15 protein-coding genes are annotated in these 17,673 nt (G+C 66.0%); 13 read left to right on the forward strand and 2 right to left on the reverse strand.

From position 1 onward, the window contains the following. The first annotated feature begins 32 nt into the window (after positions 1-32). The 6 genes from ACVW17_RS00200 (at position 33) to ACVW17_RS00225 (ending at position 9,567) form a co-directional block, all read left to right on the forward strand. Entirely contained in the window at positions 33-419 is a 387-nt protein-coding gene (locus ACVW17_RS00200) for a hypothetical protein (protein ID WP_456749918.1), read from the forward strand. A gap of 220 nt (positions 420-639) precedes the next feature. Then, positions 640-1,911 carry a cytochrome P450 gene (locus ACVW17_RS00205; protein ID WP_456749919.1) on the forward strand — a complete coding sequence of 424 codons (1,272 nt, stop codon included), beginning with the start codon at positions 640-642 and terminating at the stop codon, positions 1,909-1,911. A 185-nt stretch (positions 1,912-2,096) separates the two neighbouring features. Next, positions 2,097-3,371 (forward strand): cytochrome P450, encoded by a 1,275-nt coding sequence (locus ACVW17_RS00210; protein WP_456749920.1) that lies wholly within the window; start codon positions 2,097-2,099, stop codon positions 3,369-3,371. Positions 3,372-3,734: 363 nt separating this feature from the next. Further along, positions 3,735-6,560: a PE family protein gene (locus ACVW17_RS00215; protein ID WP_456796662.1), complete on the forward strand. Its 2,826-nt coding sequence runs from the start codon at positions 3,735-3,737 to the stop codon at positions 6,558-6,560. Beyond that, entirely contained in the window at positions 6,545-7,642 is a 1,098-nt protein-coding gene (locus ACVW17_RS00220) for an autotransporter outer membrane beta-barrel domain-containing protein (protein ID WP_456796663.1), read from the forward strand. The genes ACVW17_RS00215 and ACVW17_RS00220 overlap by 16 nt, the downstream gene beginning before the upstream one ends. Positions 7,643-7,731: 89 nt before the next feature. Further along, positions 7,732-9,567 (forward strand): methyltransferase domain-containing protein, encoded by a 1,836-nt coding sequence (locus tag ACVW17_RS00225; protein ID WP_456749922.1) that lies wholly within the window; start codon positions 7,732-7,734, stop codon positions 9,565-9,567. Positions 9,568-9,577: 10 nt separating this feature from the next. On the opposite strand, the gene ACVW17_RS00230 is transcribed toward ACVW17_RS00225, so the two are convergent. Further along, entirely contained in the window at positions 9,578-10,222 is a 645-nt protein-coding gene (locus tag ACVW17_RS00230; protein WP_456796664.1) for a MarR family winged helix-turn-helix transcriptional regulator, read from the reverse strand. Here ACVW17_RS00230 and ACVW17_RS00235 point away from each other — a divergent pair. The 4 genes from ACVW17_RS00235 to ACVW17_RS00250 all read left to right on the forward strand — a co-directional run bounded on the left by ACVW17_RS00235 (position 10,195) and on the right by ACVW17_RS00250 (position 13,256). Continuing rightward, positions 10,195-11,091, forward strand: coding sequence for an alpha/beta fold hydrolase (locus ACVW17_RS00235; protein WP_456749924.1), 897 nt, complete (start codon positions 10,195-10,197; stop codon positions 11,089-11,091). The genes ACVW17_RS00230 and ACVW17_RS00235 overlap by 28 nt on opposite strands. A 69-nt stretch (positions 11,092-11,160) precedes the next feature. Continuing rightward, a complete protein-coding gene (locus ACVW17_RS00240; protein WP_456749925.1) occupies positions 11,161-11,964 on the forward strand; it encodes an isocitrate lyase/PEP mutase family protein in 804 nt (267 codons plus the stop codon). 138 nt (positions 11,965-12,102) lie between these two features. After that, complete coding sequence (locus ACVW17_RS00245) at positions 12,103-12,663, forward strand: thiamine pyrophosphate-binding protein (protein WP_456749926.1); 561 nt, start codon at positions 12,103-12,105, stop codon at positions 12,661-12,663. Further along, positions 12,663-13,256, forward strand: a complete 594-nt coding sequence (locus tag ACVW17_RS00250; protein ID WP_456749927.1) for a thiamine pyrophosphate-dependent enzyme — start codon at positions 12,663-12,665, stop codon at positions 13,254-13,256. Before ACVW17_RS00245 ends, ACVW17_RS00250 begins: the two co-directional genes overlap by 1 nt. Positions 13,257-13,381: 125 nt before the next feature. On the opposite strand, the gene ACVW17_RS00255 is transcribed toward ACVW17_RS00250, so the two are convergent. Then, complete coding sequence (locus ACVW17_RS00255; protein WP_456749928.1) at positions 13,382-14,305, reverse strand: LysR family transcriptional regulator; 924 nt, start codon at positions 14,303-14,305, stop codon at positions 13,382-13,384. Positions 14,306-14,430: 125 nt separating this feature from the next. Here ACVW17_RS00255 and ACVW17_RS00260 point away from each other — a divergent pair, with 125 nt between their 5' ends. The 3 genes from ACVW17_RS00260 to ACVW17_RS00270 are packed head-to-tail and all read left to right on the forward strand — an operon-like array spanning position 14,431 to position 17,591. Further along, positions 14,431-15,600 carry an acyl-CoA dehydrogenase family protein gene (locus ACVW17_RS00260; protein ID WP_456749929.1) on the forward strand — a complete coding sequence of 390 codons (1,170 nt, stop codon included), beginning with the start codon at positions 14,431-14,433 and terminating at the stop codon, positions 15,598-15,600. Between the two features lie 11 nt (positions 15,601-15,611). Continuing rightward, positions 15,612-16,712: a CaiB/BaiF CoA transferase family protein gene (locus tag ACVW17_RS00265; protein WP_456749930.1), complete on the forward strand. Its 1,101-nt coding sequence runs from the start codon at positions 15,612-15,614 to the stop codon at positions 16,710-16,712. 27 nt (positions 16,713-16,739) lie between these two features. Beyond that, positions 16,740-17,591, forward strand: coding sequence for an FAS1-like dehydratase domain-containing protein (locus ACVW17_RS00270; RefSeq protein ID WP_456749931.1), 852 nt, complete (start codon positions 16,740-16,742; stop codon positions 17,589-17,591). The last annotated feature ends 82 nt before the right edge of the window (positions 17,592-17,673 follow it).

Genomic DNA, 17,673 nt, shown 5'->3' on the forward strand with positions numbered 1-17,673 from the left:
GCAAGACGTCGCCGCAACCGAGGAAAGTCGCGATGAACAAGTGGATCATGTCGGCATGCTTCTCGACGTTCTTCATTGCGCTGACGGCAGCTCCCGCTGCCGCCGTCGATGTGCGGCTGGAGTCCTATCGCAATCCGAAGAACGAGAACTTTCGTATCTTCAATCATATGTACCTGGACGGCGTCAGGGGCGGCCTGATGGCCTCCAATGCCTGGCTGAAGCGGCATGGCGGCCAAATGCTGTTCTGCATGCCCGGCGACCTTGCACTGAGCAGCGAGCAAGTCGAAGAGATCATGCTCAAGTCCGCCGACAAGCGATCCGCGAAAGGCGACATGGCGATCGCTCTCCTGCTGCTGTGGGGCATGCAGGACACCTATCCGTGCGAAAAAGCCGGCGGCGAAAAAAGCGACAGCCAATAGAGACCAGCACCGACGCCGTCCAGCCGAATCAAACGCCGTTTCAAACACGCATCGTCGCCTCCACGACCGGAAAGGTCCGGATTCGGCCGCTTTGGCCTGACATCAATGCGGCCAAATGCGCGTCGACAGCCCTTGCGCGAACGCCGGAATGGGAATGTAATTCCGTAAAACATGCCGCGCCGGCGATGCCCCGCGCGCGGCAACGGTTGAGGAGCCGCTCATGCACGGGACCATCGATCTCGTCGACGACAGGAATCTGGACGCCGCGCGCGAACGCGCCAACACGCTGCCGCTCGCAGACTACGATCCCGGCAATCCCGAGCTGTTCAAGACCGATACGTTCTGGCCGTATTTCGACCGGCTGCGCCGCGAGGATCCGGTGCACTACTGCAAGAACTCGATGTTCGGTCCGTACTGGTCGATCACCCGCTACAACGACATCATGGACATCGAGACCAACCATTCGGTGTTCTCCTCGGCTGCTTCGCTCGGCGGCATCACCATCCGCGACGTGCCGCCGGATCTGCGCCGCGAAAGCTTCATCGCGATGGATCAGCCGCGCCATTCGGCGCAGCGCAAGACCGTGGCGCCGATGTTCACGCCGACGCATCTCGACGAGCTCGCCATCAACATCCGCAAGCGCTCGACCGAGTGCCTCGACAATTTGCCGCGCGGCGAGGTGTTCGACTGGGTCGACAAGGTCTCGATCGAGCTGACGACGCAGATGCTCGCGGTGCTGTTCGACTTCCCCTGGGAGGACCGCCGCAAGCTGACGCGCTGGTCAGATGTCGCGACCACCCTGCCCGGCGCCGGCGGCCTCGTCGCCACCGAGGACGAGCGGCAGGCCGAGCTGATGGAATGCGCGAGCTATTTCGCGCGGCTCTGGAAGGAGCGATCGAGCCAGCCGCCGAAGAGCGACCTGCTTTCGATGATGGCGCACAGCGACGCCACGCGGAACATGGACCCGAAGAACTTCCTCGGCAATCTGATCCTGCTGATCGTCGGCGGCAACGACACCACGCGCAACACGCTGTCCGGCAGCATCTATGCGCTGGCCAAGCATCCGGAGCAGTACCGCAAGCTGCGCGACAACCCGGCCTTGATCGACAGCTTCGTGCCCGAGGTGATCCGCTGGCAGACCCCGCTCGCCCATATGCGGCGCACCGCGCTCTCCGACTTCGAATTCCGCGGCCGCCAGATCAGGAAGGGCGACAAGGTCGTGATGTGGTACGTCTCGGGCAACCGCGACGAGGAGGCGATCGAGAAGCCCTACGAGTTCCTGATCGATCGCGCCCGGCCGCGTACCCACATCTCGTTCGGCTTCGGCATCCACCGCTGCGTCGGCCTGCGGCTCGCCGAGTTGCAGCTTAAGATCATCTGGGAAGAGATCCTCAAGCGCTTCGACACCATCGAGGTGGTGGAGGAGCCGCAACGGGTGTATTCCAGCTTCATCAAGGGCTACGAGACGCTGCCCGTGCGCATTGCCGCGTGAGGGTGCATTCGCTGTCGTGTTGATACATTTGCGTTCAGGAAGGCAGAATCGGATGGGTTAGGGAGAGGGGTAAGCCGCGCAGACAGCTCTCGTGGCTCACCCCTCTCTCCAACTCTCCCCCGCAAGGGGGGAGAGAGCCCGACCACGTCCCGTGCGGCTTTGGAAAATTGCGAAGAGAGAGATCAATGAACGTCCAGACCGCCATCCGTGCCGACCGGGCCGAACTGGAGCGCCAGGCGCGCGAGGAAGCCTACGCGACGCCGCTGAAGGATTTTCATCCCGGCGCGCCAAAACTGTTCCAGAACGACACGCTGTGGCCGTGGTTCGAGCGGCTGCGCAAGGAAGAGCCGGTGCACTACTGCACCAATGCGCCGATCGAGCCCTACTGGTCTGTCGTGAAATACAACGACATCATGCATGTCGACACCAGCCACGGCATCTTCTCCTCGGACTCCACGCTCGGCGGCATCTCGATCCGCGACGTGCCGCCCGGCTACGACTATCCGAGCTTCATCGCGATGGATCAGCCGAAGCACGCCCATCAGCGCAAAACCGTGTCGCCGATGTTCACGCCGACGCACCTCGACGAACTCGCCAAGCTGATCCGCCAGCGCTCGGCCAGCGTGCTCGACAATCTGCCGCGCAACGAGACCTTCAACTTCGTCGAGCGCGTCTCGATCGAATTGACCACCCAGATGCTGGCGACGCTGTTCGACTTCCCCTGGGAGGAACGGCGCAAGCTGACGCGCTGGTCCGACGTCTCCACCGCGCTGCCGAAGGGCGGCATCGTCGAGTCGCCGGAACAGCGCCGGCAGGAGATGGACGAGTGCTACGGCTATTTCTCCAAGCTGTGGAACGAACGCGTCAACTCGGCACCGCGCAACGATTTGCTGTCGATGATGGCGCATAGCGACGCCACCCGGCACATGGACCCCGACAATCTGATGGGCAACATCATCCTGCTCATCGTCGGCGGCAACGACACCACGCGCAACACCATGAGCGGCTCGGTGCTGGCGCTGCACGAGCATCCCGACCAATTCCAGAAACTGAAGGAGAACCCCGACCTGATCGACACCATGGTGCCGGAAGTGATTCGCTGGCAGACGCCGCTGGCGCATATGCGGCGCACCGCCCTTGTCGACACCGAGCTCGGCGGCAAGACGATCAGGAAGGGCGACCGCGTCGTGATGTGGTACGTCTCGGGCAACCGCGACGACGAGGTGATCGAGCGCCCGAACGAATTCATCATCGACCGCGCCCGGCCGCGCATCCATCTGTCGTTCGGCTTCGGCATCCACCGCTGCGTCGGCATGCGGCTCGCCGAGCTGCAGCTCAAGATCGTCTGGCAGGAGATGCTGAAGCGATTCGACCGCATCGAGGTGGTCGGCGAACCGAAGCGGGTCTATTCCAGCTTCGTCCGCGGCATCGAGACCCTGCCGGTCCGGATCCCGGGCTGAGGAACAACGCCAGCTCGACCTCGCGCTCCCGCCATGACGGCGATCAGCTCGGACTGCTTGATCGCACCGTTGCGGTGATGCGACGAGGCCGCTCGCTTCTCATCCCACGCATGTGGCGTCCTGGCTGTGGCCGTTGCGCATCACACGATAAGATTGCAGAGCCGGAGCGACAAAAATCGCGTGTTTGAGACTTTCGATGAATTATCGTCACCACGATCCGAACTAAAATTCGCCGGCGAGGATACGTCCAAGTCCAGTCGGCCAAGAAAACTGCCGGTCATGAACCGTTCGCCCAAGCCCATTGCACGAAGTCATCGCGCTACCCATCGCCTTGCACTCCTGACGAGCACGGCCGTTGCCCTGATGGCGGCGGTCGCCGCGGCATACGCCGATGGAGGCGTCGGCGGGGCCGGCGGTGGCGGCGCAGGCGGTAGCGGAGGTACGGCAGGTACCAGTGTCTCGCCGAACGGCGGGGTTGGTGGAAATTCAACCGGCCAGGGCGCGGGTGGTGGCGGTGGCGGCGCCGCAGGCGGCGCCGGCGGCCTTGGCGGCATAGATTCCGGAAACGCCGGCAATGGCGGAAATGGCGGCGATGGCGGCAGCGGCATCGGCGGCAACGGCACGAATGGTGCGAACGGCGGAACAGGCACATCATCCTCCCTGAACGGCGGCGGCGGCGGTGGTGGCGGTGAAGGCGCAGCCGGTGCCGGCACGGGCGGCTCCGGCGGCGCGGGCGGTAACGGTGGCGCCGGGACTGATGGTTTTCCGGGAGCGCCCGGCATCTTCAGTATTCCGGGCGGAATCGGCGGCATTGGAATCGCTCAAGGCGGCGCCGGCGGCAGCGGAGCTTCCGGCGGCACCGGCCTGCAGGTCACGACCACAGGCACCACGACCGTCTCGCAAGCCGTCAGCGGCGGCGCTGGCGGAATCGGTGGTAGCGGCGGCGCCGGCGGCAATGGCGGGAACGGCGGCAGCGGCCCCCCCGGACTTGCTGGCTTGCCAGGAGCGATCGGCGGGTTGGGTGGATCAGGCGGCAGCGGCGGCGCCGGCGGCGTCTCGTCGGGCGACGGCGCACGCGGCGCCGATGGCGGCGCTGGTGCGATCGGCCTGCAGGCAATCAGCGCCGCCACACTCGCGATTTCGCAAACCGTGACCGGCGGTAATGGCGGTGCCGGCGGCAATGGCGGGAATGGCGGAAACGGCGGCGCCGGCGCCAATGGTGGCGCAGGTGGCGCAGGCGGCGTCAGCTCTGGATCCATATTCACTGGCGGCTCAGGCGGAAATGGCGGCGGCAGCGGAAACGGCGGCGACGCGACCAGCAATGGCGGCGTCGGCGGCAACGGTGCCAAGGGCGGCGACGGCCTTCGGCTCGAGAGCGGCGGCAACGCGACAAGCTCGATCGCGATTATCGGCGGCGCAGGCGGCAACGGCGGCAATGGCGGCAACGCCGGTAGCGCCGGCAATGGCGGCAATGGTGGCGTGGGCGGCGCCGGCGCCACATCCGCGCCGGGTACCGCCGGCACTCCCCTCAGCGGCGTGCCCGGTGGCATCGGCAACGGCGGCGGCTTTGGCGCCGGCGGCGGCGCCGGAAGCAACGGCGGCAACGCCTCGGGCAATGGCGGCAATGGCGGCAGCGGCGCCAACGGCGGCAACGGCGCGACGATCTCGAACGGCGGCCTGCTGACCAATCTGGGGATGATCACCGGCGGCGCGGGTGGTCACGGCGGTAATGGCGGCAACGCCGGCAATGCCGGCAGCGGCGGCAACGGCGGAGCAGGCGGAAGCGGCAGCAGCGGCAGCGATGGCGGGGCTGGCGGTTCCTCTGGAGTGCCCGGCGGCACCGGCGGCGCGGGCGGTCTTGGCGGCTTCGGCGGCCCCGGCGGGGCCGGCGGCAATGCCGGTAACGGCGGCACGGCCTCGGGCAACGGCGGCAACGCCGGCAATGGCGGCAATGGCGGCGCCGGTGCGACGTTCGCCAATGGCGGCACGCTGATCAATCGCGGCAGTATCACCGGCGGCAATGGCGGCGCCGCCGGTGCGGCGGGCAGCGCAGGCCAAGCGGGCGGCGCAGGCAGCGGAGGAATCGGCGGCATCGGCGGCGCCGGAGGCGCAGGTGGTGCGGGCGGCGCGGGAGGAGCAAGTCCCGGGCCGGGCCTCCCGCCCGGCGCGGACGGCGCCACAGGCCAGAACGGCACCTCCGGAGGCAACGGCCTGGCCGGCACGAACGGCACGTCAGGGACTGCGACCGGCACAGCCGGCGCGTCGGCGGCGGCCGGTCTCGGCGGCGTCGGCGTCAGCGGCGCCAATCTCACAATCATCAACAGCGGCTCGATCTCCGGCGGCCTCGGCGGCGACGGCGTCACGCGCGCCAACGCGATCCAGTTCACCGGCGGCAGCAACACACTGCAGCTTCAGTCCGGCTCCACCATCGTCGGCAATGTGGTCGGCACCGGCAACGACGCGTTCCAGCTCGGCGGCAGCGGCACCGCCAACTTCAATCTCGCTTCCTTCGGCAGCGGCCGGCAATACCAGGGCTTTGCGAGCTTCGGCGTGGTCGGCGGCGTCTGGACGCTGACGGGCAATAGCGCCAGTCCGGTTGCCCTGACGATCAACAATGGCACGGTCGACGTGAACGGCAGCCTCAATGTCGCGAGCGTCGCCGTCGGCTCCGGCGGCACATTGTCGGGCATCGGCACCGTCGATCCGGTGTCGACCACGATCATGAACGGCGGCACACTCGCCCCGGGCAATGCGTCCAATCCGACCGGAGCGCTGGCAATCGACGGCAATCTCGTGCTGCAATCAGGCGCATCCTACCTGGTGCACGTGACGCCGTCGGCATCCGCCTCGATCAGCGTGAACGGTGTCGCGACACTCGGCGGCGCGACGGTCGGCGCGATCTTCGCCAACGGCAGCTACGTCTCCAAGCAGTACACCATCGTCACGGCAAGCAGCGGCGTCTCCGGCACATTCGGCTCTCTGGTCAACAGCAACCTGCCGTCGAATTTTGCAGCCGGGCTGAGCTACGACGCCAGTCACGCCTATCTCGACCTGACGCTCAACTACACCCCGCCACCGTCCGCTCCGGATTTCGGCAGCGGGCTGTCCGGCAATCAGCAGGCCGTCGGCAATGCGCTGGTCAATTTCTTCAACAGGAGGGCGGCATTCCGTTGGTGTACGGCACGTTGACGCCGTCGGGCCTTTCGCAGGCCTCAGGTGAGCTCGGCAGCGGTGCGCAACAGGCGACGTTCAGCGCGATGAACCAGTTCATGGGCATCCTGACCGGCCCCTTCAAGAACCGGAACGGCGCGTCGTCCTCCATGCCGTCCGGGAACGGCTATGCCGATCCGTCACTGGGCTACGCGGCGAGCCATCGCGATGCCTATGCAATGCTCACCAAGGCGCCCCCGGCGACGTTCACGCAGCGCTGGAGCGTGTGGGCGACCGGTTTCGGCGGCTCGCAAACCACTGACGGCAACGCGGCGACGGGATCGAACAACACCAGCAGCAGCATCGTCGGCACGGCCGTCGGCGCCGACTATCTGTTCTCGCCGAACACCGTCGCGGGCTTTGCAGTGGCCGGCGGCGGCACCAATTTCAGCGTGAACGGCGCAGGCTACGGCCGCTCCGACCTGTTCCAGGCGGGTGCCTATCTCCGTCACAATGACGGTGCCGCTTACCTCTCAGCCGCGCTGGCCTATGGCTGGCAGGACATCACCACCAACCGCAGCGTCACGATCGCGGGTCTCGATCAGCTGCGCGCCGAGTTCAACGCCAATGCGTGGTCCGGCCGTCTCGAAGGCGGCTACCGGTTCGTTGCGCCCGTTGTCGGCGGCGTCGGCATCACGCCCTATGCGGCGGGACAGTTCACCACTTTCATCTTGCCGGCCTATGCCGAGCAGACAGCGGTCGGCTCGCCCGCCTTTGCGCTGGCCTACGCTGCCAAGAACGTCACCGACGTCCGCAGCGAATTGGGCGTTCGCACCGACAAGTCCTTTGCGATGCCGGATGGCGTCCTGACGCTGCGCGGCCGCCTCGCCTGGGCCCATGATTTCGATCCCGATCGCTCGATCGGGGCGACCTTCCAGTCGCTGCCGGGCGCGAGCTTCGTCGTCAACGGCGCTGCGCAGGCCAGCGATGCCGCGCTGACGACGGCCTCGATCGAGATGAACTGGCTGAACGGCTGGTCGGCCGCCGCCGTCTTCGACGGCGAATTCTCCAGCGTGACGACCTCCTACGCCGGCAGGGGCACGGTGCGCTATCGGTGGTAAGCGCCTGCTGCTCCGCCATCCGGCCCGCAATGTGGTAGACACCGTCAGCCGCGCGCTGCGGCGCTCCATGATTTGGCCGGTGACGAAACATGAACCGAAAAGAACGGCGTGCGGCCGGTAAGCGACGGGACGCCTCCGCCAGGAACGCACCTGTTTTCGGCTCCACGGCCGTCAGCATTGCCGGCCTTGCCGCCGAGGCCAGCCGCTTCTACGCGATGCGCCGCTTTGGCGACGCGCAGGAGATTTGCCGGCAAATCCTTGCGCGCGAACCTGGCCATGTGCAGAGCCTGAACCTGCTCGGCCTGATGGCCCAGGCAGCCGGCGATCACCGGGCCGCGGCGAAGCTGTTCACCAAGGCGATTGCGTCAGACGAGGTGAACGCCGCCTGCCACTACAACGCCGGTAACTCCTACCAGGCGCTTGGCAATCGGACCAAGGCGGCGGCGCTTTTCGGCAAGGCGCTGGCGCTCGGCATGGATACGAAGGCGATCGGCTTCATCCTGCAGAGCCCGACCGTCACCCGCTATGTCGAACGGATCGCGGGCAAGTGGCCGCTGCCGATCGCGAACGCCGAATTGTTCGGCAGCGAGGGGATCGCCCCGCTTGCGAGCGATCTGTTCCTGCGCTCGGCGATGGAAGCGACGACGCTGGCCAGCATGCAGCTCGAGCTGCTGCTGGGACATGCACGGGCCGAGCTGCTGCGGCTCGCGACCAACGCAGACGACGTCGATGACGACATCGTCGGCTTTGCCTGCGCGCTCGCCCGGCAATGCTTCATCAACGAATATGTCTATGGACAGACCGCGGCGGACAGCGATCGCGCAGGTGCATTGCGTGATCGATTGCTGCGGGACCTTGCGTCAGGCGCTGCGGTCGCGCCATTGACGCTGGCGGTCGTTGCGGCCTACTGCCCGCTTCACGACCTGCCCGCGGCGGACGCGCTGCTGCACCGGGACTGGCCTGCGACCATCGCCGGCCTGCTCCGGGTGCAGCTTCGCGAGCCGCGCGAGGAGATCGCCGAACGCAGCGCCATTGCGGCGCTCACCCCGATCAAGAACGACGTCTCCGTCGAGGTGATGCGACAATACGAGGAAAATCCCTATCCGCGCTGGACCGTCAATCCGCTGACGGCATTCGCGGCCGATCGGGCGCGGGGGCGGACCGTCGCGACCGCGGAACAGCAAGCCGAACGGGATATCCTGATCGCCGGTTGCGGCACCGGCTCGCACGCGATCCAGATCGCGCAGGTCTATCCGAACGCCCGCCTGCTCGCAGTCGACATCAGCATGACCAGCCTCGCCTATGCGGGACGCAAGACCCGCGAGCTGGGCTTGCGCAACATCGAATACGCGCAAGGGGATATCCTGGAATTGGGCGCGATCGATCGCAGCTTCGACAGCATCGAATCGGTCGGCGTGCTGCATCATCTCGCCGAGCCGTTTGCCGGCTGGCGCGTGCTGGTCTCGCTGCTGCGGCCGGGCGGCACGATGCGCATCGGCCTGTACAGCGAGCTGGCGCGTCGCGTCATCGTCGAAGCCCGCGCCCGCATCGCCGCGCGCGGCTATCGCGCCACCGCCGACGACATCCGACGGTGCCGCCAGGAGATCTTCCGCGAGGCGGAGCAATGGAAACCGCTGATCGGCGCCAGCGATTTCTACAGCATGAGCGGCTGCCGCGACCTCCTGTTCAACGTCATGGAACATCGCCTCACGATCCCCGAGATCGCGGCCTTCCTCAGCGAGCACGGCCTGACGTTCCGGGGCTTTGAGCCGTTTGACGACCCGTCAGTGCTCGACCAATTCCGCAAGCAGTTTCCGGGCGCGGCCGACGAGACCAACCTGGATCAATGGCACCGCTTCGAGATCGAGCATCCCGAGACGTTCTGGGACATGTACGTATTCACGGCGCGAAAGAGCGCACCTTAACAGCAGGACGCTAGCGCGCGTGCTGGCCTTTATTGGTCGGCAACGGGCAATTCGTGCAGACCCGGTCGTCGCACATCCGGCAGATCGTAAAGCGATCCATCTCAGAGGTGTCCTGCCTTGCCAGCAACTCGCGGATCAAGGTCGCGAGTTGCTTCCGTTCGGCCGCCGACAGCACGTCGAGAAGTGACGTCACGGCTGAAATCCGCGACGCCAGCAATTCGTTGCGCGATGCAGCGCCGGTAGCCGTCAGGTGCAAAGCGACTTCACGGCCGTCCTTACCCGCCCGGCGCTCGACCAACCGATCCGACACCAGCCGATCGACCAGCCGGACCGTTCCGGAATGCGACAGGCCGAGGATCCGCCTCAGCTTGTCGTTGGTCATGCCCTGGCCGTAGCCGATGACGATGAGCGCCGCGGGCGTCTCGCCGCCGCGGCCGACCACCTCGCGTGCACTCTGCTCAATGCGATCCATGACGGCGAGCGACAGCGCGCCCAGCAGATTGGCGATTCCGTTCTCCATGCCGGAAATAATATGTGCGTTGCGCACAAAAAACAACTTGACCCTATATGTGCGCTGCGCACATATTTGCCCGTGAGAGCAATGATGACGAAAAATGGAGATCCGCGATGACGATCCGAAGCACCGTGCTGGCAACGCCTGACAAGACCGTCAGCGAGCCCATGCTGAAATACGTGCAGGCCAACGGCGTGCGGTTTGCCTATCTCGAACAGGGCAGCGGACCGCTCGTGATGTTCATGCACGGCTTTCCCGACAACGCCTGGTCGTATCGCAAGCAACTGCAGGTGTTCGCCGATGCCGGCTATCACGCAGTCGCGCCGTTCCTGCGCGGCTACGCGCCGACCGAGATTCCGGCGGATGGCGTTTTCGATCCGATCGCGCTGGGCCGTGATCTCGTAGCGCTGATCGAAACGCTGAGCGACGACGGACGAGCCTGCGTCGTCGGCATGGATTGGGGCGGCACATCGACCTTCCAGGCGCTGGCCACCGCGCCGTCGGCAATCAAGGCCGCGGTGGTGATGAATACCGCGCATCCGATCACAATCCCGAGCCTCAGGAGCGATCCCGATGCGGTTCGATCGGTCTTCCATGTCTATTTCTTCACGGTGCCCGGCGCTCACGCGGCGGTCAACATCGAGGGACTTCCCTTCGTCGACTACCTTTGGAAATTGTGGTCGCCAGCCCTGGAGAACGACGAGCATATCCGCTCGGTCAAGCAGACGCTCAGCTCGCCCGGTACCATGAAGGCGGCATTGAAATACTATAACGGCCTGATCGATGCGGGAGTTGCGGGCCTGCTGCCGATCACCGACATGCATACGCCGACGCTGACGATCTATGGCGGCAACGACCCGACGGCGCGCTATTCGATCAAGGAAGAGCCGCTCTTCAAGGGGCCACATCGGCGCATCGTCCTGCCCGACGTCGGGCACTTCCCGCACCTCGAGCGCGAGGCCGAAGTCACCAGTCTGATCATGGACTGGTTCAAGAGCCACGACGATTGAACCGGCGCGCCGCGAGCAGCGGCCACGTCAGCCGATATCTTTTCGCTTCCCTCAAAAGGAGTGCGCGCAATGGACGCCACCACACAGCAGCAATACGCCGAAGCGTTTCATGCTCTACACAGGCAGGGCGATCCGCTCGTCCTGTTCAACGCCTGGGACGTCGCCACCGCGAAGGCCATCGCAAAGAGCGCGCCGGCGGTGGCGACCAGCAGCGGCGCGGTTGCAGCCGCGCTGGGCTATGCGGACGGGGAAAATGCGCCCCTCGACATGGTGGAAGGCTTGGTCTCGCGCATGACCGCGTCTGTCTCGATTCCGGTATCGATCGATCTGGAGGCAGGATATGGCGACACGGCAGAGGCGGCCGCACATTCGGCGATCAGAATCCTGAAGGCCGGCGCCATCGGCATCAACATCGAGGACGGGCTTTTGGACGGAAAACGGCAACTCGTCAGCCCGGAGCAGCATGCCGCAAAGATCAGGGCGGTGCGGACCGCCGCGCAACAGTTCGGAATCCATCTCTTCATCAATGCGCGCACCGACCCGTTTCTGCTGAAGTTCGGCTCGCCGGAAGAATGCCTGAATGAGGCGGCGTGGCGTGCGAAGGTCTATGCCGATGCCGGCGCCGACGGCATTTTCGTACCCGGACTCACCGACCTCGCGCTGATCGAGGAATTCGTTCAGCTCACGCCGCTGCCGGTCAACATCATGGTGACGCGGGGCGTTCCCGAAATCCCGGAGCTCACCCGGGTCGGTGTTCGCAGGATCAGCCTTGGGCCTTGGCCGATGATGGCCGCGATGCGCGTCATCGGAGAGGCCGCCGCCGCGGTCATCGCGAGCAGGCAGTACGGTGCGTTCCTGCAGCCGAGCGCCTGAGTTCGAAGGTCGCCGGCCGCGGCGACGCGGGTATACAAATCCGGTATAGCTGCGCGAGCCAGATGCGAAGGGAATTAAAGCTGCTCGCGCAGTAAGGCTTCGGCGAGGACGCGCCGCTGCGCGCCCCGTACCGAGGCCATGATGGACCAGATTGCCGTTCACCAGGACAGCGCCACCAGCACCGACTGGCCGGTTGCGATCTACCGCACGCTGAAGAGCTTTGGCGTGGCGCAGGTGTCCTACGTCCCCGACGCGGGACATTCCAAGCTGATCAAGCTGTCGCACGCAGACGCCGACATCAAGACCACGGTGCTGACGACCGAAGAGGAAGGCGTGGCGCTGGCCGCCGGCGCCTGGCTCGGCGGCGACCGCGCGGTGCTGCTGATGCAATCGAGCGGCGTCGGCAATTGCATCAACATGCTGTCGCTGATGGCGAGCTGCCGCTTTCCGCTGCTGACCTTGGTGACGATGCGCGGCGAATGGGCCGAGTTCAATCCCTGGCAGATCCCGATGGGCCGGGCGACGCGGCAGGCCTTCGAGATCATGGGCACGACCGTGCTGCGGCTGGAGAACCCCGACGACGCCGAGGACGTGATCTCGGCCGCCGCCTCGCTCGCCTATGACGGCGACCAGCAGGTCGCCGTGCTGATCGCGCAGCGGATGATCGGCCGCAAGAAGTGGACCAGGGAGACGCATTGATGTCCGCAGCAACAGGCACCCTCGACCGCCGCGCCGCCGTGAAGGCGCTGCTTGCCGACCGCGGCGATTTGCTCGTGATCTCCGGGCTCGGCTCCTCCTCCTACGACGTGTTCGATGCCGGCGAGCATCCCGGCAATTTCTATCTCTGGGGCGCGATGGGCGGCGCCGCGATGGTCGGGCTCGGGCTGGCGCTGGCGCAGCCGAAGCGGCCGGTGCTTGTGATCACCGGCGACGGCGAGCAGCTGATGGGGATCGGCAGCCTCTTGACCATCGCGACCAAGCAGCCCGGCAATCTCTCGATCGCGGTGCTCGACAACGGCCATTTCGGCGAGACCGGCATGCAGCTCAGCCATTCCGGGCTCGGCGCGAAGCTCGAGGTGATCGCTGATGGCGCCGGCAACCGCAGTGTCTCGGAGATCGCCGACATGGCGGGCATCGAGAGCTTGCGCAACGGCCTGCGCGACCTCGGTGGCGGCCCGCGGCTGGCACGGATCCGGATCGCCGCCGGCGAGGTCGAGCGCGCGCTGCCGCCGCGCGACGGCACTTATCTCAAGAACCGCTTCCGCGGCCATCTCGGCTTCAAGGTGAGCTGAGATCTAATGCACACACCGCCGTCATTGCGAGGAGCGACAGCGACGAAGCAATCCATGCCTCCGCGCACGCCGCACGATGGATTGCTTCGCTTCGCTCGCAATGACGGAAGTAACTGCAGCCGCGCTCAGGCGAGCTGGATGTCCCAGAGACCCTCGGCGCGCAGCGCGGCGACCTCGTCGCGCAACAGCTTCGCGATCAGGGTCATCGCATTGGAGCCGGGATGCTCGACCGGCGAGGCCAAAGTCAGCTCGCGCCGCGGCGCCGGGCGCGCGATGGCGGCCGTCTCGAGTCGGTCCTCCGCCACCTCGGCGCGCACCGAGGACGGCGGCAGCATGGTGTATCCGAGCCCCTCCTCGACCAGGCTGGTCAGGACGCGAAACGAATCCGCCTCGAGCTTGACGTCGAGATCGATCTTCTTTCGAGCCGCGGCATGCTCGAGCAGCGCACGCAGGCCGTGCGAATGACTGGGCAGCACCAGGCGCTGGCGCATCAGCCAGCCGAAATCCACCTGCTTCTTCTGCTTCAGCCCGCTGCCGCGCGGGCCGACCGCGACGATCGAGTCGCGGCCGAGGCTCTGCACCGCCAGATGCAGGTCGACCGAGGGGCCGTAGATCACCGCAAGGTCCATCTCGCCGCGGTGCAGCCACTCGATCAGATGGCCGCTGTAGCTCTCGACGATGCAGAGCGAGATGCCGGGATAGCGCTCCACCGTGCGCCGCGCCAGCCGCGCCGACAGCACGCAGCTCACCGTCGGCACGAGGCCGAGCACGACGCGCCCGGACGGCGCGCCGCCGGAGGACTGGATGTCGGCGCGGATCTGGTCGATCTGCCGCACGATACCGCTGGTGCGCGCCAGCAGCAGCCGGCCGGCGTCGGTCAGCACCATGCCGCGTCCGTTGCGCGTGAACAGTTCGGTGCGCAGCTCGTGCTCCAGGAGCTTGATCTGCCGGCTCAGCGCCGGCTGCGCGACCCGCAAGGTATCGGATGCCTTGCTCAGACTCCCGAGTTCCGCGACGCACGCAAAGGTCCTAAGCTGGCGGAAATCCATACTTGCCAATCCTGGAAGGCAGGTTCATACGCTATAACAAAACAGCATAGGGAGTTTACCGGGCCCCCACAACAGCGGGCGCGCTTTGTCCGCGTCAAGCGCAACCTCTCGGCAAGACAGAAACAATGACCGCACACGATCAACACACCGACGACTACACCGACATCCGCGACGCGGTGGCAAAACTCTGCGCGCAGTTTCCCGGCGAATACTGGCGCAAGCTCGACCGCCAGATGGCCTATCCGAAGGAATTCGTCGATGCGCTGACGGAAGCCGGCTATCTCTCGGTGCTGATCCCCGAGGAATATGGCGGCGCGGGCCTGAAGCTGTCCGCAGCGGCGGCGATCCTGGAAGAGATCCAGCGCGCCGGCTGCAATGGCGGCGGCTGCCACGCCCAGATGTACACGATGGGCACCGTGCTGCGGCACGGCAATGACGCGCAGAAGGCCAAATATCTGCCGAAGGTCGCGACCGGCGAGTTGCGGTTGCAGGCGTTCGGCGTCACCGAGCCGACCAGCGGCACCGACACCTCGTCGCTGAAGACCTTCGCGCGCCGCGACGGCGATCATTACGTCGTCAACGGCCAGAAGATCTGGACCAGCCGCGCCGAATATTCCGACCTGATGATCCTCTTGGCGCGCACCACGCCGAAGGAGCAATCGCGAAAGCGCACCGACGGGCTCTCGGTGTTCATCGTCGACATGCGCGAGGTGAAGGGCAAGGGCCTCGAAATCCGCCCAATCCGCACCATGATGAACCACGCCACGACCGAAGTGTTCTTCACCGACATGAAGGTGCCGGCGGAGAACCTGATCGGCGAGGAAGGCAAGGGTTTCCGCTACATCCTCTCCGGCATGAATGCCGAGCGCATCCTGATCGCCGCCGAATGCGTCGGCGATGCCAAATGGTTCATCGCCAAGGCCACCAACTACGCCAAGGAGCGCAGCGTGTTCGGCCGGCCGATCGGCCAAAATCAAGGCATCCAGTTCCCGATCGCCAAGGCCTACGCCTCGATGCGCGCGGCGGAATTGATGGTGAAGGAAGCGACCCGCAAATACGAAGCAGGGCTCGACTGCGGCGCCGAGGCCAACATGGCCAAGATGCTGGCGGCGGATGCCTCCTGGGAAGCGGCCAATGCCTGCGTGCAGACCCACGGCGGCTTCGGCTTCGCCGAGGAATACGACGTCGAGCGCAAATTCCGTGAGACCCGGCTCTACCAGGTGGCGCCGATCTCGACCAATCTGATCCTGTCCTTCGTCGCCGAGCATGTGCTCGGCATGCCCCGCTCCTATTGAGTTCTCCGATCATGCTGCCGCTTGAGGGATTGACCGTCATCGCCGTCGAACAGGCGGTTGCCGCGCCGTTCTGCTCGTCACGCCTGGCCGATGCCGGCGCCCATGTCATCAAGATCGAGCGGCCCGAGGGCGACTTCGCCCGCGGCTACGACGCCGCGGCGAAGGGCCAGAGCAGCTATTTCGTCTGGCTCAACCGCGGCAAGGATTCCGCCGTGGTCGATCTCGCCACCAAGGAAGGCCGCGCGCAGCTGGAACAGCTGATCGCAGGCGCCGACGTGCTGCTGCAGAACCTGAAGCCGGGCTCGATGGACAAGCTCGGCTTCTCGCGCGAGCGGCTGCGCAAGGATTATCCAAAGCTGATCATGTGCACGATCACGGGCTATGGCGACACCGGCCCGTACGCCGACCGCAAGGCCTATGATCTCCTGATCCAGGCCGAGAGCGGCCTTGCCTCGATCACCGGCGGCCCCGAGGGCGCCTCGCGGGTCGGCATGTCGATCGTCGACGTCGCGACCGGCGCCACCGCGCATGCCGCGATCCTCGAGGCGCTGATCGGCCGCGGCCGCACCGGTCAGGGCGCCGATATCCGGATCTCGATGTTCGACGTGATGGCCGACTGGCTCACCGTGCCGCTGCTCAATGCCGAGGACGGCAAGTCGCCGAAACGCATCGGCCTCGCCCATCCCTCGATCGCGCCCTATGGCGTATTCCGCTCCAAGGACGGCAAGGAGATCCTGATCTCGATCCAGAGCGAGCGCGAGTGGAAGACGCTGTGCGCCAAGGTGCTGGGACAGCCGGGCCTGCCCGACGACCCGCGCTTCGCCAACATGGTCGAGCGCGTGCGCAACCGCACGCTGACCGACGGAATCGTCAGCGACAGCTTCGGCAGGCTGACGCGCGAGGAGTTGCTGGCCAAGCTCGCCGAGGCCGACATCGCCTTCGCCGAGGTCAACAGCATGGACGATCTGGCCAGGCATCCGCATCTGCGCCGCATCGAGGTCGACACCCCGAACGGCAAGGTCAGCTATCCGGCGCCGGCCGCGATCGTGGTCGGCGAGGACAGGCATTACGGCAAGGTGCCCGCGATCGGCGAGCGCACCAAACGTCCTTGAAATCCCTCCTGCCCGGGCAAGACAGTCATGACCGATAAACTCGACCTCGATCATCTCCGCCAGTGGATCGGCAAGACCACGGAGGCCTCCGACGTCGTCACCAAATATCTCGTGATGGGGTTGCGCGCGACGCTGTTCCAGGAGATCGGCGAGCCGAAGGCCGGCGATGCCGCGCCGTGGACCACGCATTGGTGCCTGGCGCAGCCGGTGTTCCCGATGTCGCAACTCGGCCCCGACGGCCATCCGACCCGCGGCGGCTTCCTGCCGCCGGTCCCGCTGCCGCGCCGGATGTGGGCCGGCGGCGAGCTCGAATTCTTCGACAGCTTGCGGATCGGCGACGACGCCAAGCGGACTTCCAGGATTGCCGACGTCACCGTGAAGTCGGGCTCGACAGGCACGCTGTGCTTCGTCTCGGTCAATCACGAGGTGACGACGCCACGCGGACTTGCGGTGCGCGAGCGGCAGGACATCGTCTATCGCGAGATGACGAGCACATCGACGGCTGCGCCCGCCAAGGCGCCGCCACCGCCAGTCGCCCAGCATCGCGAGAGCCATGTCTCCGACCCGGTGCTGCTGTTCCGTTATTCGGCGCTGACCTTCAACGGCCACCGCATCCATTATGATCGCGACTACGTCACCAAGGTCGAGGGCTATCCGGGCCTGATCTTCCACGGTCCGCTACAGGCCTCCTTCATCGTCGAGCTCGCCGCGAAACTCCGCGGCGGCAAGCCACCGAAGAAGCTCACCTATCGCGGCGTGCAGCCGCTGTTCGAGGGCAGCGAGTTCTCGATCAATGCCAACGAGAAGGACAGCGGCATGGAGCTATGGACCGCCAATGCCGAGGGCCAGCCGACCATGAAGGGCACGGCGACCTGGTAACGCCTGATTGCGGCACGAGATGAAGCGCCGGCTTTCGCCGGCGTCTCCTATCCTTTACTGTGATCGCATTCAGCCACGGATC

It is taken from the genome of Bradyrhizobium sp. USDA 4473 (genome assembly GCF_054063335.1).

Coding starts and splice junctions, on each gene's coding strand:
- ACVW17_RS00200 (WP_456749918.1), top strand. CDS start 33: ATGAACAAGTGGATCATGTCGGCATGCTTCTCGACGTTCTTCATTGCG.
- ACVW17_RS00205 (WP_456749919.1), top strand. CDS start 640: ATGCACGGGACCATCGATCTCGTCGACGACAGGAATCTGGACGCCGCG.
- ACVW17_RS00210 (WP_456749920.1), top strand. CDS start 2,097: ATGAACGTCCAGACCGCCATCCGTGCCGACCGGGCCGAACTGGAGCGC.
- ACVW17_RS00215 (WP_456796662.1), top strand. CDS start 3,735: ATGGCGGCGGTCGCCGCGGCATACGCCGATGGAGGCGTCGGCGGGGCC.
- ACVW17_RS00225 (WP_456749922.1), top strand. CDS start 7,732: ATGAACCGAAAAGAACGGCGTGCGGCCGGTAAGCGACGGGACGCCTCC.
- ACVW17_RS00235 (WP_456749924.1), top strand. CDS start 10,195: ATGACGATCCGAAGCACCGTGCTGGCAACGCCTGACAAGACCGTCAGC.
- ACVW17_RS00240 (WP_456749925.1), top strand. CDS start 11,161: ATGGACGCCACCACACAGCAGCAATACGCCGAAGCGTTTCATGCTCTA.
- ACVW17_RS00245 (WP_456749926.1), top strand. CDS start 12,103: ATGATGGACCAGATTGCCGTTCACCAGGACAGCGCCACCAGCACCGAC.
- ACVW17_RS00250 (WP_456749927.1), top strand. CDS start 12,663: ATGTCCGCAGCAACAGGCACCCTCGACCGCCGCGCCGCCGTGAAGGCG.
- ACVW17_RS00255 (WP_456749928.1), bottom strand. CDS start 14,305: ATGGATTTCCGCCAGCTTAGGACCTTTGCGTGCGTCGCGGAACTCGGG.
- ACVW17_RS00260 (WP_456749929.1), top strand. CDS start 14,431: ATGACCGCACACGATCAACACACCGACGACTACACCGACATCCGCGAC.
- ACVW17_RS00265 (WP_456749930.1), top strand. CDS start 15,612: ATGCTGCCGCTTGAGGGATTGACCGTCATCGCCGTCGAACAGGCGGTT.
- ACVW17_RS00270 (WP_456749931.1), top strand. CDS start 16,740: ATGACCGATAAACTCGACCTCGATCATCTCCGCCAGTGGATCGGCAAG.